At 48.4% G+C, this 15,938-nt stretch carries 12 protein-coding genes; 7 read left to right on the forward strand and 5 right to left on the reverse strand.

What is annotated here, in order from left to right; all coding sequences use genetic code 11:
• The first annotated feature begins 62 nt into the window (after nt 1-62).
• The 5 genes from PV783_RS18915 (at nt 63) to PV783_RS18935 (ending at nt 9,790) form a co-directional block, all read left to right on the forward strand.
• On the forward strand, nt 63-656 hold the full coding sequence (locus PV783_RS18915; protein WP_079467497.1) for an RNA polymerase sigma-70 factor: 594 nt from the start codon (nt 63-65) through the stop codon (nt 654-656).
• An 83-nt stretch (nt 657-739) separates the two neighbouring features.
• On the forward strand, nt 740-1,930 hold the full coding sequence (locus PV783_RS18920) for a FecR family protein (RefSeq protein ID WP_420989170.1): 1,191 nt from the start codon (nt 740-742) through the stop codon (nt 1,928-1,930).
• Between the two features lie 274 nt (nt 1,931-2,204).
• Nucleotides 2,205-5,447 carry a TonB-dependent receptor gene (locus PV783_RS18925; RefSeq protein ID WP_420989171.1) on the forward strand — a complete coding sequence of 1,081 codons (3,243 nt, stop codon included), beginning with the start codon at nt 2,205-2,207 and terminating at the stop codon, nt 5,445-5,447.
• 9 nt (nt 5,448-5,456) lie between these two features.
• Nucleotides 5,457-7,097 carry a RagB/SusD family nutrient uptake outer membrane protein gene (locus PV783_RS18930; RefSeq protein WP_420989172.1) on the forward strand — a complete coding sequence of 547 codons (1,641 nt, stop codon included), beginning with the start codon at nt 5,457-5,459 and terminating at the stop codon, nt 7,095-7,097.
• Between the two features lie 26 nt (nt 7,098-7,123).
• Nucleotides 7,124-9,790, forward strand: coding sequence for an MBG domain-containing protein (locus PV783_RS18935; protein ID WP_420989173.1), 2,667 nt, complete (start codon nt 7,124-7,126; stop codon nt 9,788-9,790).
• Between the two features lie 73 nt (nt 9,791-9,863).
• Here the strand turns inward: PV783_RS18935 and PV783_RS18940 are convergent, their stop codons facing one another.
• Together PV783_RS18940 and PV783_RS18945 are read right to left on the reverse strand one after the other, a co-directional pair.
• Nucleotides 9,864-10,289 carry an SH3 domain-containing protein gene (locus tag PV783_RS18940; RefSeq protein WP_079467492.1) on the reverse strand — a complete coding sequence of 142 codons (426 nt, stop codon included), beginning with the start codon at nt 10,287-10,289 and terminating at the stop codon, nt 9,864-9,866.
• 24 nt (nt 10,290-10,313) lie between these two features.
• Nucleotides 10,314-10,805: a BON domain-containing protein gene (locus tag PV783_RS18945; protein ID WP_420989174.1), complete on the reverse strand. Its 492-nt coding sequence runs from the start codon at nt 10,803-10,805 to the stop codon at nt 10,314-10,316.
• Nucleotides 10,806-10,988: 183 nt separating this feature from the next.
• Here PV783_RS18945 and PV783_RS18950 point away from each other — a divergent pair, with 183 nt between their 5' ends.
• Nucleotides 10,989-12,251, forward strand: coding sequence for an alpha/beta fold hydrolase (locus PV783_RS18950; RefSeq protein ID WP_420989175.1), 1,263 nt, complete (start codon nt 10,989-10,991; stop codon nt 12,249-12,251).
• On the opposite strand, the gene PV783_RS18955 is transcribed toward PV783_RS18950, so the two are convergent.
• Nucleotides 12,248-12,940 (reverse strand): molybdopterin-dependent oxidoreductase, encoded by a 693-nt coding sequence (locus tag PV783_RS18955; protein ID WP_079469929.1) that lies wholly within the window; start codon nt 12,938-12,940, stop codon nt 12,248-12,250. The genes PV783_RS18950 and PV783_RS18955 overlap by 4 nt on opposite strands.
• Before the next feature lie 181 nt (nt 12,941-13,121).
• Here PV783_RS18955 and PV783_RS18960 point away from each other — a divergent pair, with 181 nt between their 5' ends.
• On the forward strand, nt 13,122-14,147 hold the full coding sequence (locus tag PV783_RS18960) for a sterol desaturase family protein (protein ID WP_079467490.1): 1,026 nt from the start codon (nt 13,122-13,124) through the stop codon (nt 14,145-14,147).
• On the opposite strand, the gene PV783_RS18965 is transcribed toward PV783_RS18960, so the two are convergent.
• Both PV783_RS18965 and PV783_RS18970 read right to left on the reverse strand, forming a co-directional pair.
• Complete coding sequence (locus PV783_RS18965; RefSeq protein WP_111578480.1) at nt 14,135-15,220, reverse strand: metallophosphoesterase; 1,086 nt, start codon at nt 15,218-15,220, stop codon at nt 14,135-14,137. The genes PV783_RS18960 and PV783_RS18965 overlap by 13 nt on opposite strands.
• A gap of 121 nt (nt 15,221-15,341) precedes the next feature.
• Nucleotides 15,342-15,803 carry a cold-shock protein gene (locus PV783_RS18970; protein ID WP_079469927.1) on the reverse strand — a complete coding sequence of 154 codons (462 nt, stop codon included), beginning with the start codon at nt 15,801-15,803 and terminating at the stop codon, nt 15,342-15,344.
• Nucleotides 15,804-15,938: the final 135 nt, after the last annotated feature.

The following is a 15,938-nucleotide window of genomic DNA, read 5'->3' on the forward strand; positions in this document are numbered from 1 at the left end:
CAAATTCCGCGGTATTATCAACCATTCTTTTTATTTTAGATTCAAAATACCTTCGCGGTTAAATGGGGGCAGACAACAGTTATACAGATGAGGAATTAATACAATTGCTGCAAACCGGCAATGAGCCTGCGTTTAACCTGTTGTTTGAACGTTACCGGGATAAGCTGTATTATTATCTCATCACCATTGTGAAGGCGCCGGAAATTGCAGAAGAGATAGTAACCGACATCTTTGTAAAGTTCTGGATCGGGAAAGAACTGCTGCATAATATCCGGAACCTGGAAAGCTTTTTACACAAGGTAGCGTATCACAAAGCGCTTGATTTTCTCCGCACCACTGCCCGTCACGCCCGGTTACAGCAAATATATATCGACCGCCAGGAGCCGGCCTTCCAGAGAGGAGCCGATGAACTGCTGATAGATGCCGAATGCCGGCAGTTATTACTCCAGGCCATTAACCAGTTGCCTCCGCAACGGAAGCTGATCTACGCCATGAGCCGTGAACAGGGACTTACCCACCGGCAGATAGCGGAAGCGCTGCGGCTGTCGCCCAGTACGGTCAAAAACAGCATGGTAGCGGCTACCCGGTCTATCAGCGACTTCCTGCGCAGGCATCATTCCAGCAAAGCTGCCTTGAACCTCTTCTTTATCAGCTGAGCAGAAAGCCTTTTAAATTTTTTTTCGGGAGAAGTAGTCCTGTTTTTTTCTTCGTGCCGTCTTATAAGGTATAAGCACGTTATATGTCCACCGATCCAACAAGACTTCGACACCTGTTCCACCTGTTTGTGAATGACAGCGGCACGCCGGAAGAGATCCGTGAGTTCTGGCAACTGGTGGGCGACCTGGAAAACGACGACCCTGTAAAAGAAGAACTGTGGCAGTTATGGGGAAAAACGCCCCATGATAAGTTTGCCCGGAAAACAGATTGGGATCAAACGCTCATGCATATACGCTCTGGCATACACGAATGGGAACAACAACAGCCTGCGTACCAGCAACCACGTCACAATTCCTGGCTGGCCGCCGCAGCGATAGCAGCTTTCCTGTTGCTTGCCGGCGGCGCCTACCTGTGGCTGCGTCAGCCGGAGAAGCCCCGGATGGCCGTTGCACCGGACGTACCGGCAATTGTGCCTGGCCACGAAGGCGCTATCCTTACCTTATCCGACGGGAGCACCGTGGTACTCGATAGCCTCGGCAACGGGGTAGTGGCGAAGCAAAACGGTACACAGGTAACGTTGAACAACGGCCGCCTGGCTTATAACAGCGAAGCCATTTCCGGTACCGGGGGCATGAGTTATAACACCATGACTACCCCCCGCGGCAGGCAGTTTCAACTGGTATTACCGGATGGTACCAAAGTATGGCTCAATGCGGAGTCGTCGCTCCGCTATCCCGTGGCTTTTAATGCCGGCGAACGGCGCGTTAACCTCACCGGGGAAGCCTATTTTGAAGTAGCCGCGAATGCATCTGCCCCGTTTAAAGTATCGGTAGCCAACATGGAAGTAGCCGTGCTGGGTACCCGCTTTAATATTATGGCGTACAAAGAAGCAGCAGAGATCCAATCCACCCTGCTGGAAGGCGTTGTGAAAGTAAGTAAAGGAACCGTGAGCAAATTATTGCAACCGGGGCAACAGGCAGGATTATCTAAAAATAACAACCAATTCACTATTTCCCGTCCGGACCTCCCCGGTGTAACGGCCTGGAAGGATGGCATTTTCCGGTTCCGGTCAGAGAATATTGTTACCATCATGCAGCAGCTGGCACGCTGGTATGATATAGAACCGGTGTTTGAAGGCAACCTGTCTGCAAAAAATTTTTCCGGTACTATTTCCCGGAAAAGCAGTCTGACAGAGGTATTACAGATGCTTGAACTAACAGAAGATATACACTTTGAAATTAAAGGAAGAAAGGTAATGGTTTCTTCCCTGTAACACATTTTTTTTCCACGGTAAATGAAAAACGATTCCATCACGATGAAAAACGTCCACGTATGAGTGAATAATACACCCGTTCCCGTTAGTGATTGCCAAAAAGAAACCAGGAGCGGTTGCAACGCCCCTGGCAAGTAATTGGGCAATCCGACAACACCCATTTGTAAAAGATTGCTTAACGGATAAACCCAACCTGAACAAAAGTATGAAATTCTACACTAAGTGTAAGGGGGAGCCTTTGCCTGGCTTGTCGTTCCCTAAAATGTTCCTCGTTATGAAAATGATCTTCGTTTTGATGGTCGGTGTTTGTATGCATGCCTTTGCGCATGTATCTGCCCAATCTGTTACGATTTCAAAAAAGAATGTATCGCTGGAGGAAGTGTTTGATGCCGTGCAGCAGCAAACCGGTTATTTTTTCTGGTATAATACAGAACTGGTGCGGCGTACCGGCAAAGTGGATATAGATGTGCAAAGCGCGTCTGTTACTGACCTGCTGGAAATTTGCCTGAAAGATAAACCGCTCTGGTACACTATCTCCGGGAAAACAATTGTTATCAAACGAAAACGCGTGTTTGTGGAGGAGCAGCCGGCTCCCAAAGAAAATATAAAAGGAAAAGTAACGGCTGCCGGTGGCCCGCCACTGTCGGGCGTTACCGTTAAAGAAAAAGATGTGGCCAATGGTACGCTTACCAATGAAAACGGGGAGTTTGAACTGAAAAATGTTTCTCCCGGTGCAACGCTGGTGTTTAGTTATATCGGGTACGACACAAGAGAAACAACGCTGACCGGCAGCGACTTTCTGCTGGTGAATCTTACACCTTCCCTGTCCGGCCTCGATGCAGTGGTAGTAGTAGGTTATGGTACACAGAAAAGGGGAGATGTAACGGGCGCTATTTCTTCCGTATCATCCAAAGCACTGAGAGAAGTGGCCGTAACCAATGTGCAGCAAATGCTGCAGGGACGGGTACCCGGCGTATATGTAAACAATACCGGTAACAAACCCGGCTCTCAGCCATCCGTGCTGATCAGGGGCGTACGGTCGTTCAGCGCAGGGAATGATCCGCTGTATGTAGTGGACGGTATTCCATTGTCTGGTGGGTTAAACGACATCAACCCGGATGACATTGAGTCGATCGATGTATTAAAAGATGCCTCCGCTACCGCCATCTATGGTTCCCGCGGCGCCAACGGCGTATTGATCATCACCACCCGGAGAGGAAAGCCCGGACCCGCCGTGGTCAGTTACAATTCCTATCTCAACATATCCGATGTAACCAGGAAGGCCAATATGATGAACGGGCCGCAGTTTGCAGCATACCGCCGGGAAGCCAACCGCGCTGTTGGCCGCTACAATGATGCAGACCCCAATGCAGACGAAAAGATTTTCGACAAAGGGGAGCTGGCAGCTATCGCAAACGGCTCCACTACCGATTATCAGCAGCTGATATTACGTACCGGTATCGCGCAAAACCACGAACTGAGCGTATCCGGCGGCAACGATAATACGCTCTTTAACATCTCCCTGGGATATTTCAGTGATAAAGGATACATCCGCATACAGGACTTTACACGGTATACCACACGCATTAATATCGACCAGAAGATAGGCCGCCGCATTAAAGCGGGCATGTCTACCCTGGGCACTTTCAGCGTGTCTAATGGCATCGATGTAAACCCTTTTTATGCTGCGCTCACCACTTCGCCTTTAAGTGCAGCCTTTGATAGCACAGGGAAAATAAATATGCGCCCTTCGTCGGATCAGTTGCAGGTAAACCCGATGGTAGACCTGGAGCCCGGAGCAGTAGTGAACCGCAATAAACGTTTCCGTATTCTCAGCAGCATATACGGAGAAGCGGACCTGGCGCCCGGCCTGAAGTTCAGGATGAACTTCGCCCCGGATCTCACAGAAAGCAGAACCGGTAACTACCGCGGTGCTACATCCACTTTCCAGAACGGTGCAGCACCCGCAGCAAATAACAGCGAAACATTTACGCTGTCATATACCTGGGAAAACATGCTTACCTATAACAAAGTATTTGCCCGTAAACATAAACTGAATGTAACCGGCTTATACAGTCTCCAGAACTTCAACAGCGAAAGCAGCAGCGGTAGTGTGAAAGACCTGCCCACCGGGCTGGATTCCATCCTCTATTATAACGTGGGCGCCGGCGCCACCATTACCGGTATTGGTAGTGGTTACAACCGCTGGAGCATCTTATCCTGGATGGGCCGCGTGAACTATGCTTTCGACGACCGTTTCCTGTTAACGCTTACCGGCCGTGCCGATGGATCATCAAAGTTCGCCGGAAAGAACAAATGGGGCTTCTTCCCGGCAGTAGCACTGGGATGGAATATCAGTAACGAAGATTTTTTTAGTAAGAAGAACTGGCTGAACAACCTGAAATTGCGACTCAGCTACGGACAGAATGGTAATGCCGGGATAGATCCCTACCAGACGAGGGCATTGTTGTCACGTACGTCGTACGACTGGGACGGGGTGGCCGCCTTTGGCTACCGCCCCGCCAGTTTGAGTAATGGCTCCCTCAGGTGGGAAACCACCCGGTCGGCCAATGCGGGCCTCGATTTTGGTGTCCTTAATAACAGGATTACCGGTACCGTGGATGTATACCAATCCAAAACTACTGACCTCCTGTTGCCACGTTTGCTGCCCATTACTTCCGGTTATGCTACTATCACTTCCAATGTGGGTTCTACCAGTAATTCGGGTATTGAATTCGCCGTATCGTCTGTAAATATCGAAGCAAAGCAGGAAGGCGGTTTTGAATGGAGCACCGATTTTAATATGGCTTACAATAAGGAAAAGATCCTTTCCCTGTCGCAGGGAAAAGTAGATGACATAGGCAATGCCCGCTTTATCGGAGAACCGCTCGGCGTGTATTTCGATTATGTAAAAACAGGCATCTGGCAAACCGGCGAGGAGCAACAGGCGGCGCAATACAGTTCTGCAGTAGGACAAATAAAAGTGAGTGATCTGAATAACAGTAAAAAAATAGATGCAGGCGACCGTATGATCCTGGGCCAGGTAAGACCCAAATGGACCGGCGGCATCACCAGCCGCTTTAGTTACCGCGGTTTTGATTTGTCAGTTTTTCTTAACGGTGCATTCGGACACCTGGTAAAAGATCCGCTGCGCAGCGGTAACACCTTTGCACTAGAAGGACGGTACAACACTGTAAACGTGGACTACTGGACGCCGGATAACCCGGTGAATACCTATCCGCGGCCACGCGCCGGACAAGGACAGGGGCCGGTTTTCGGCAGCACGCTTACCTATTTTAAAGGCGATTACCTGCGGATCAAAAATATCAACCTGGGCTACCGCCTGCCAGGCAGCACACTGAAACATGCCGGTATACAATCTTTTCGTATATACGCCAACGTGCAAAATCCGTATGTGTTCTCGTCCTTCGTACACAAGGACCAGGGGATAGATCCTGAAATCCTCAGTCAGCCTTTTTATGTGAACTATGTATTTGGCATCAACCTCACTTTCTAAATTCCGTTTATGAAGCCGATTTGCTTTATTATCATCATATTCGCCTGTTTTACTTCTTCCTGTTATAAACAACTGAATGAGGATATGCGTTCCGGTATTCCGGATAACTACCTCAATACGCCGGAGGGCTTTAACGCCGGCGTAAACAGTGCTTACAGCTATTTGCGCGCCTGGTATGGTAACCAGATGGGCGCACAGTTAACCGTGTATGGTACCGATACTTATATGTGCGGCAGCGGGGAGCTGGCATTGGACGCCTATAACTTCAACCTTACACCCGGCAGGGGATTTATTTCCAGTCCGTGGAATGATCTCAACCTGGCGGTGAACGCCTGCAACGCTGTGATCACGAGGGCGCCGCTGGTACCCATTGCAGAAGGAACGCGGAATGCAAAAGTGGGAGAAGTACGTTTCCTGCGCGCTATGTATTATTTCCTGCTGGTGCAAACCTGGGGACCGGTGAACCTGTCGCTCACGGAAACTACTGAAGTAACTACGGTGGCACACCGCACACCCATTGACAGCGTATACAAAGCCATCATTGCGGATCTGCAGTTTGCCATCGCCAACCTGGGCGCCATCACTACGGAGTATGGCCGTGTTACAAAACCAGCAGCTGAAAACCTGCTGGCGAAAGTATACCTCACCCGGGCAGGCACCACCGCCCGGCAGCCAGGCGATTACCAGCAGGCCGCTACGCTGGCGAAAAATGTGATCAGTAATTATAAATACCAGCTGCTGAATAATTTTTCAGATGTGTTTGCACAGGGTAGCGGAGAGAAGAATCCCGAAGTTATTTTTGCCGTGCAATACAGTAAAAATGTATTGACCAATGGCGTTGGCAACCAAACTCACCTGTTCTTTATTATGAGCTATACTTCCCTGCCGGGAATGGCCAGGGACCTCGCTAACGGAAGACCGTATTCGTATTTCAGACCTACCCGTTTCACCACGGACACATTGTTTGATAAAGCACACGACAGTCGCTATGAAAAGAGTTTTGTTACAGTATATTATTGTAATAACCCTGGCGCCTATACGATTAATGGTAAACGTGTAACCCTGCAATTGGGTGATACCGCCGCTTATTTTCCGGGGCGTGAATATACCACTGCAGAAAGGAATGCCGTTAATTATACCGTTATTGCTCCCAGTCAGTATAACCAAACCAATTTTCCAACGCTGACAAAGTTCCTCGATCCGCAACGCCCCGACATTAACAACGAAGCAGGTTCCCGCGATTTTATTGTTTCCCGCCTGGCGGAAACGTACCTCGTGGCAGCAGAAGCGCTGATGATGAGCGGCCAGGCTGCAGAAGCAGTGCCGTATGTAAACGCCGTGCGCAAACGTGCCGCCAAACCCGGCGCCACTGCAGAAGAAACGGCTGCCAACCAGGCCGCTATGGAAATAACAGCCTCCGATCTCAACATCGATTTTATCCTGGACGAAAGAGAACGGGAACTGCTTGGTGAACATCACCGGTGGTTTGACCTGGTTCGTACCGGGAAATTGCTGGAAAGGGTACGGCTGCATAATCCGACCGGTGCACCAAATATTAAACCCTTTCATGTACTAAGACCTATACCGCAGGATCAGATAGATAAAACAGCAGGTGGTATCTCTGCATTTCCACAAAATGACGGCTATTGATAATGTAACATCTTAAAAAACATTTTATGATCAACCAAATTATTCGCTGCATTACTATATGCATTACTTTCCTGTTGCCCTACATCACCCTTTCCGCACAAACAGGAAGCCCCTGGGGCGTTTGTGCACATGCACAAAAAAATCCGGAGTGGCCTATGATTGATAATGAACTGCTGAAATGCCAGCAGGCAGGTATCAAATGGATGCGGGTAGATATACAATTCTCCTACGTATGCGCTACCGCCGGTGTTATGCAGTTCAGCAGGTATGATTCGCTGCTGCTGAAATGCCGGCAGTATGGTATCCAGATCCTTCCCATCTTACAGGCGTTTGATTCGGAGATTACCAAACCCCGGCCGGATATGGTGCCTATTTATAATCACCTGCCCGAATGGCGGGCGTTTGTAAATGCTGTGGTAACCCGCTATCACGGCGATATGAAATACTGGGAGATCTGGAATGAACAGGATGGCGGCTTCTGGAAACCCAGTCCTAATGCAACGCAATACGTACCGGTGCTGAAAGCAGCCTATGAAGAAATAAAGAGTATTGACACGGCCTGCGCGGTGATCGTTGGCGGTCTTTCCGGATGGAATACCGACTACCTGAAAAACATGTACAACGCCGGTGCAAAAGGCTACTTCGATAAAATAGCTGTTCATCCCTATGGCTATGCAACAGACAAAAGCGCCCGGATCATCCGTATGCGGAACGACTTCTATGCAGAAATGAAACTGCGCGGCGATTCGGGTATGCCTGTCTGGATCACGGAGTCCGGTGGCTCCTCCTTTGTGGCGCCTACCATCCAGAAGCAGCCGCAGTTTGTTGTTAAAGCCATTCGATATGCTTTGCATAAGTTAGGAAAAGATACTACCTCTTTCAAAGTAGGGATTGCGGTATCCCCCAGGGTTCCTAATCTCGATGAGGTGGAAACGTGGCGTTCCTGGTTGCCGGGTATCACCCTGGAGCCTATCCCGTTCAGCGAGCTGGCCACTGTTGATCCCGCGGAGTTCCCCGTGATACTGGGTTCTGAGTCCACCACCACCGATCAGCCCCTGCTGGAACCCCTGCGTAATTATGTGATCAACGGCGGATTAATGCTGGCCGTGAATGTATTGCCGTTCTATTATACCGGTATTCAGAACCCGGATGGTACCTGGAGCAATGTATCGCAAACAGGGATTACCTATCCTTATTTCAGGCTGGGCTTTGAAGCTTTCTGGACCAAACCCGGTATACCACAGAGTACTACCAGGATTGCTGTAAGTCCTGATGCCCTGGCAGGAGGAGTGCCGGCCTTATCCAATGTACTTGTTGATCGTTTTATCAGCCCCAAAAACCTCCAGCCGGGCGATACCTATTATCCCATCATTCATGCGTACAACAGTACCGATGTAAATGTAGGAGAAGCCATGTCGCTGTTTACTTATGGCGATTGGCAGGGAGGTATACTCATGGGTACCGCTTCGCTGGCGGGAGGTTACTCTGAAAGCGACCAGGCCAACCTGCTGCAGCGGGTATACCTGAATTATTTATCGTTGGGGGTAGAGAAAATATTCTGGTACGACCTGCATAACGATGGCAACAATGCCGCAGATAAGGAAAGTAATTTCGGGTTGCTGAGATGGGACTTTTCACCCAAACCATCTTATAATGCCTATAAGGAAATGACGGGGTACCTGGGGAGCAATCCGGGGTTTGTTAAAAGACTTCCCACCGTTGATAATAACATCTGGGCGTTGGCGTTCCGGAAGCAGGAAGACAGCTCCGCCGTGCTGGCCGTATGGTCTGCCGATACAGCTGTTACTTACAATGTATTGCACAGAGACAGCCTCATAGCTACTTACAAAGGCGCCAAAGTACGTTTCATCGTATTGAACGATTCAATAGGCGCCTACAAAATTGGCATTCCCGGTAACCTGAGAATGGATTCCATTGCCTGGAAGCAATATGGAGATGCTGACTTTGCATTGACCGCCGGCAGTGATAACACGCTTTTGCCCGTTACCTTTTCCGGCGGCAACCCTGCGCTCACCAGGGTTTACCGGGACAGTACCGCTAATAATCAATGGAAGGTTAAAATCCTGGGTGCGGGTACCGATACTATTACCGCTACCCAGTGGGATTATAACGTATATCCATCTGCAGAAAAAATTCAGAGAACACTGGTGATCAGCCCGGCCCTGTTAACGGCTACTCCGAAAGATACCAGCAGAATATACGGGATGCCCAATCCTGCTTTTGAAATAGATTACACCGGATTTGTTTACAACGATGATTCAACAGTTATCACCCAACGCCCGGTGCTAACGTCTACGGCTACACTGTATTCGTTTCCGGGGCAGTATCCGATTACTGCTGCCGGGGCTGCGGCGGCGAACTATTCGTTTATTTACAATAACGGAACGCTTACGGTGGGTGAAAGTACCAATAGCACCAAAGGAACGCCCAATGTACTCACCGGCGTATTCCTGGGTAGCACTACTTTAATGTCTAACATGTTCAGCACTTATGCAGGAACGGCATTTTATCAGCTGGTGGATTTAAGTGGAAGAAGGATCTTTGCACAAAACGTTACGCTGCGGAAGGGGATAAACCTGTTCCAGTTCCAGGTACCAAATGTTGCAAGAGGGATTTATATAGCGACAGTTACCACACCCCGCTGGCGCATTTCTGTTAAGATATTTAAATAACCACCTGTAGCTATAAAATAGAGAAGGCGCCTCGTAATAAATACGGGCGCCTTCTCTTTTATACATTCAATAGTTATTCTACCGGTTGCAGATACTGCGCATAGGCATAGCCTTCTTCGCCTGCATCTGTGCGGATCAGCCACCATTGGTCGCTTTGTTTACTGATCAGCGAAACAATTTCATTGTGTGCTGCTTTTCCTACAATAGGCTGGTCGGTGCCGGGACCTTTGCGGATATTCAGGTTAGATGACTCTGTGATCACTTTCAGTTTAGCGCCTGCTACCGCAGTAGCTACATTAATATTCATCACTACGTCGCCGGTGAGGAAGTTGGGATCAATTTTTCCGTAGATGTTCCACAGCTGGTCCTTTACAGCGCCGGTAGGTGCTTCGCCCTCTATATGCAATACGCCATCCAGTTCGTTTACTTTCAGGTTGCTGGTGCCTGCAGCCTGTGCTGCATCAATCAACTCTTTGTATTTATCCTGTAATGCTGCCATGATTATTGTATTTAAAGAGAAAGATTATTTTACTTTTAAACCGGAGGCATCTACCTTTTTAGGTTTCAGGGCATCCAGCGCCATTTTCAGTTTCTTCCAACGGTCAGCTTTCTGTTCGCCGGTAATGATAATCACTCCTTCTTTAACATCTGCCTGGATACCAGGAAAGTCTTTCACAATACTTGCTACCGCTGTTTTCAGTGAATCGTCGGCAGTAACTTCTACCGGTGCAGGTGCTGGCGGCGGAGGTGGGGCTACGGTAACATTGTTAACAACACTCTTAACACCCTGGTTCAGCTTAACAGCAGCTTCTGCCGCATCTTTGTCAGCCTGGCTGGCAACAGATCCGGAAAGGGTAACTACGCCATCCTTAACATCTGCACTAACGCCGGGAGAGGACTGTAATGCAGTGGTTACTGCAGCCTGTATGTCTGCATCCTTTGGTTTCGATTTGCAGGAAATCATGAACAATAGTCCCACGGAGAGGATCACTGTGGTCAGGTGTTTCAGTTTCATAATCATACTGAGGTTTTAATGATGAAAAAATACCATCTTAAGTTAAGTATCTTTTTTCATCTGGCAATAAGACTATAAGAGTTGTTTATTTTTTAATAAACGCGCCCTGTCTTTTTAACCCGATTTTAATTGGACTGTCAGCCTTATTCGATTAATTTAGGTCAACAAAAAAAATCCGGACCCATGAAGAAGTGGTACCTGTTATCATTCCTGTGCATCCTGTTTTGCACGGCATCTGCACAACAAAACGATCAGATAACCACTCAATTTTTTGAGCAACTTGGTAAAGGAAACTGGGATGGCGCCAGGGAAAATATGGATGCCAATATGAAAACAAAGGTAACGCCGGACATGCTCAAAGGGATCTGGCAACAGCTCGAACAATCCTATGGGAAATGGGAAGCGCTTATCTCCCAAAAAACAGCAAAGGAAGCCGCCTATGATATTATACTGGCAGATAACCGCTTTGGTAAGGCCATTCTCACATTCCGGGCGGTGTTCGACAACAATCACCGGATCGCCGGCTTTTTTATTGCCGGCACCAAACTTATAACTACCGCACTGCTGCCTTATGAAGAAACGGATACGGTGACTACCACAGATGGCGGTATCCTGTACGGCGTGCTTACAAAGCCCGTGATGAAACAACCCTGGCCGGTGGTACTCATCATTGCAGGATCGGGCCCCACTGATCACAATGGGAATAACCCATTATCGCCTGCCACCAACGGTAACTCCTATCAGCAGCTGGCGGCGGCTTTGGCGGCCAATGGCATTGCTTCCGTGCGTTACGACAAACGGGGCATCGGCCAAAGTACCGGCTTCAAAAAAAGTAGCAGCGCCACCTCGCTCGATGATTATACGGATGATGCCATTGCATGGATAGATCACCTGCAGAAAAATACACAGCAGTTTAAAAATGTGGCGGTTATTGGTCATAGCGAAGGCGCGTTAATAGGGCTGATGGCGGCCGGCCGCAGGAGCTTCAAAAGCCTGGTATCTTTATCCGGACCAGGAGAATGTATGGATAAAGTATTGCTGGCGCAGTTAAAACCGAAACTGGCTGATTCGCTGTACAACGATGTAACCGTGATTTTAAATGAACTCCGGCAGGGTAATAATCCGCAACAGGTGCCAGCGGCGTTAAGCATGCTTTTTAACCCCTCCTTATACACTTTCTGGAAAAGTACTTTTCACTATGATCCGTGCGCATTGCTGCCGGCTGTAAAGATGCCGTTCTTTATTATCGGCGGCACCAGTGATGTACAGGTACCGCCTGTGCAGGCGGATATCCTTCACAATTGCAAACCGGGTTCGCAGCTGCTGATGATCAAAGGAATGACGCATGCACTGAAAGACACCGCACCGGTTCCGGCGGGAAATCAGGCGCCGTTGCCGCTGTCGGCCCAATTAGTGCCCTCGCTGGTGAAGTTTATAATGAATTAACTGTACCGGTCGTTGCGCCACGGGTAAGCAGTATTGGAGTAGCCCCTTTCTTCCCAGAAGCCCAGTTTGTTGGTGGTGAGGAATTCAATGCGGTGAATCCATTTGGCGCCTTTCCAGGCATATAATTCAGGGGTGATCATTCTTACCGGTCCGCCGTGTTCCCTGGGTAATGGCGCGCCTTCAAAGGTGTGTACCAGTAACACATCGGGTTTCAGCGCTTCTTCCAGCGACACGTTGGTGGTGTAATCATCGTAGCCGTAACAGAGTATATGCGTGGCCGTATCTTTGGGTTGTACCAATGCAGCCAGGTCCAGCAGGCGAACGCCTACCCAGTTCATATTCAGCTTCGACCAGGTGGTAACGCAATGAAAATCGGAGGTGTCGGATGTTTGCGGCAGTGCGAGGAAGTCTTCCCAGTTTAATGTTACCGGGTGTTCCACGGCGCCGTCCAGGATAAGCTGCCATTCGTCTTTTTCAATTTCCGGCTGTATTCCCAGGTCCAGTACAGGCCATTTATGCGTGATGGTTTGCCCTACAGGTAATACCGGCATGCCATGCCGGTTAGGATTGCCGCTGCCTTTGGGTTTATTGTCGGCTACCGATGGGGTGAGCCGCATCTTTTCCTCAAAGCGGGATTTGAGCTTCATTCTCGCTTCTACAATACGCTTTAGTTTGTCCGCCTCTTCCATAAAATAATTTTTCGGTCTTCGGGTATAAATATACGGATTTACGCCCATCAGGCGGTGCTTCCGGCATGTCATCCCGGTTTACCAAACACTTCCTTATCTGAAAAAAGTATTCCTTTGTATATACTTTGTTCATACAAAGTCGTATATTGTACGTACAAAGTAAACTAAATAAACGCGCGTTATGGAGGTCATTCAAACGGTATTCCAGGAGATCATCGGATTCCTGGGGATCTCACAATTAATAGAAGTATGTAAAACGGGGAATTACAAGGTGTTGCTTACACTAAACGGGATCTTCTCTGTTATTTCCCCGCTGGTGCCTTTCCTGCTGTTGCTGGAAATAGGGCGGGCCCTTTTTTATAAGAAGTTCAAGATCGAAGACTATAAAATGCCCTTCCTGATCTTCGTGGCCAACCGGTTCATCTCCCGGTTCATTTCCATTGCGGCGGTGGCTTTCTGTATCGGATTGCTGGAGAAATATGCGTTGATCAATACTTCTCTTAAATGGTACTGGTTTATTTATGGATATGTGATCTGGGAGTTCTCCCACTTTATTTATCATTACTACGGGCATAAGGTGCGCTTGTTCTGGTGCCTGCACTCTACCCATCATGCGCCGCAAACCATGAACCTTTCGGTTACCTATGCGCATTTCTTCCTGGAGGCGCCTTATGCAGACGTGATCCGCACCAGTATCTGTATCCTGATGGGCGTTAATCCGCCGTTGCTTTTTATCATTATGTTCATTGATGGTACCTGGGGATCTTTCATCCATGTGGGTGAAAACCTGATTAAAGACGGGCGTCTTGGCTTTCTCAATAAAATCATTCTCACGCCGTCGCATCATCGGGTGCATCACGCAAAGAACCCTTTGTATATGGACACCAATTTCTGTAACCTGCTTAACATCTGGGATAAAGTATTTGGTACTTTCCAGCCTGAAAAGCGGGATATGCAGATCGAATATGGTATTTCAAGGGAAATGAATCCCAACAATTTCCTGGATGTTTATTTTGGTGAACTGTACGGCTTGTGGAAGGATGTCCGGAAAGCGCCCGGTATAAAAAATAAGCTGCTGTACGTTGTAATGCCGCCGGGATGGAGTCATACCGGGGATCATAAAACGGCGAAAGTGGTGAAACAGGCGTTCCTCGAAGAGGTGCAGCATCAACCAATGAGACAAACAACAGCTGATCAGGTCATCTGATCAAAGAGGTAATACAGCGGGGATTCTTCCAGCACCACGCGGGAATTCCCCTGTGCATCTTTTTTCCATTTAATCAGCCGGATAGTGCCGTCTGCTATTTCCAGCCCGGTAATATCGCCATCATTAAAACAGCAGCAGCCGGTGTTGAAATAGGAGGGGTACGCCATTGTTTTTACCAGCTGTTTGCCGGCATATTCTGCCTGTCTTGCTGCCAATGCTTTTTGTAAGATGGCAATCTCGCCGGTATCTCCCTGGGCGCGGGCTTTATCCAGTTGTTTCGTAAGCTTGTCGATGTGATCCAGTGATGCAAACACCGGTTTGTGGGTATGCCCCGAAACGAGGAATGTTTTTTTGTACTGGATGCTCCATTCGTACATCATGATATTGTGCCGGTCGGCCAGGTCGAAGGAATCGGAAAGGGTATCCATCCGGATGTCAAAAAAGCGTTGTATGGGTGTCCATATGGCGGCTACAAACCATTTGCTGAAAGCATTGCCGTCGCTGCGCAGGTCGCCCTGGTGGCCATGTGTGAGATAGATTTTGTAATCATGGTCCTGGTAGCGTGTTTGCAGGATCAACCCTTCATATACTTTCAGTTTCTTCCCGAAGATTCCTTTCAGGAATTGCTGCCGCGGTACGGCGTAATGCCACTCCAGGTCGTGGTTCCCGAATACCCGGAAGTAACGTTGCTGCTGCAGGAAGCGGGCTTCTTCCAGCAAGGTATCACGGTTTTCCCGGATCACGGTTGCCGGCGGGCATTCCCATAATTCCTCGCAATCGCCCAGGTTAATAAAGGTATAGCCCCTGTCGTAGTAATAACGGAGCGCGGCTACGTAGTTGGCTTCTGCGGCCATAAAGTCGTCGGCGCCATCTTTTCCGCCTTTATGCTGGTCGGAGAAGATAATAAAGCGGCTATGCTCGTAATCAAAAGGAACGATCAACCCTTTTTGCCGGTTGCCTTTCAGGATTTCTTCGTGAAGCTGGGATAGGGACGCAAATACCTGGGATTTATCCGGCTGGGATGAAAATCTGTTGGATAGCCAGATGATAGGACGTTGGAAGAATTTTTTCACTGGATGCGGCACGCTGTATTTTTTTAGGAAGGTGGCTCAGTACCTTACCACGCACAAAAATGAGCGATTATCAATAACCGCTCAGATTTTTTTATTTTAATAAAGCCAGACCTGTTACAGTTTAGCTTTTTACTTCTTTCTTTACGTTAACGGCACTTGGACCTTTCTGTCCTCTCTCCACTTCAAAAGTTACCTTGTCTTTTTCTTTAATAAGTTCAGTCAGCTGGTTAATGTGTACGAACACGCTATCCTGTGTCTGCTGATCGATAATAAACCCGTAACCTTTGGACTCATTGAAAAATTTCACCACACCTCTGCGGATCAGTTCTGCTGGTTCTTCCGGCAATTGTCTGCCTGGTCCGAGCTGAATGTCTTCCACATTGATTTCCCTTTTCCTGCTTGGATCGGGTGGAGTAGAGGAGATATTACCATTCTCATCTATGTAAGCCATCATATCTTCCAGACTCTTTCCTTTACCGCTTTCTCTCTTTCGTTCTTCCTTTCTTTCCTGTTTATCCAGTCTTTGTTTCGCTTTTTTCTTTTCTTTTTCTTTTTTACCAACTGTTTCCTGGGATCTAGCCATATTTATGTATATATTTTGATACCTTACAAAGATCGGCTTTTTTTGCGTAAAAGGCCCGGAATATAAAGCAGCACAGCCTTTATGCACACGCATTTTGCCCCAGGACTCCCCATAGCGGCTATTCTATATTTTTTG

The sequence above is a fragment of the Chitinophaga sp. CC14 genome (assembly GCF_048957795.1).
Taxonomy (GTDB): Bacteria; Bacteroidota; Bacteroidia; order Chitinophagales; family Chitinophagaceae; genus Chitinophaga; species Chitinophaga ginsengisegetis.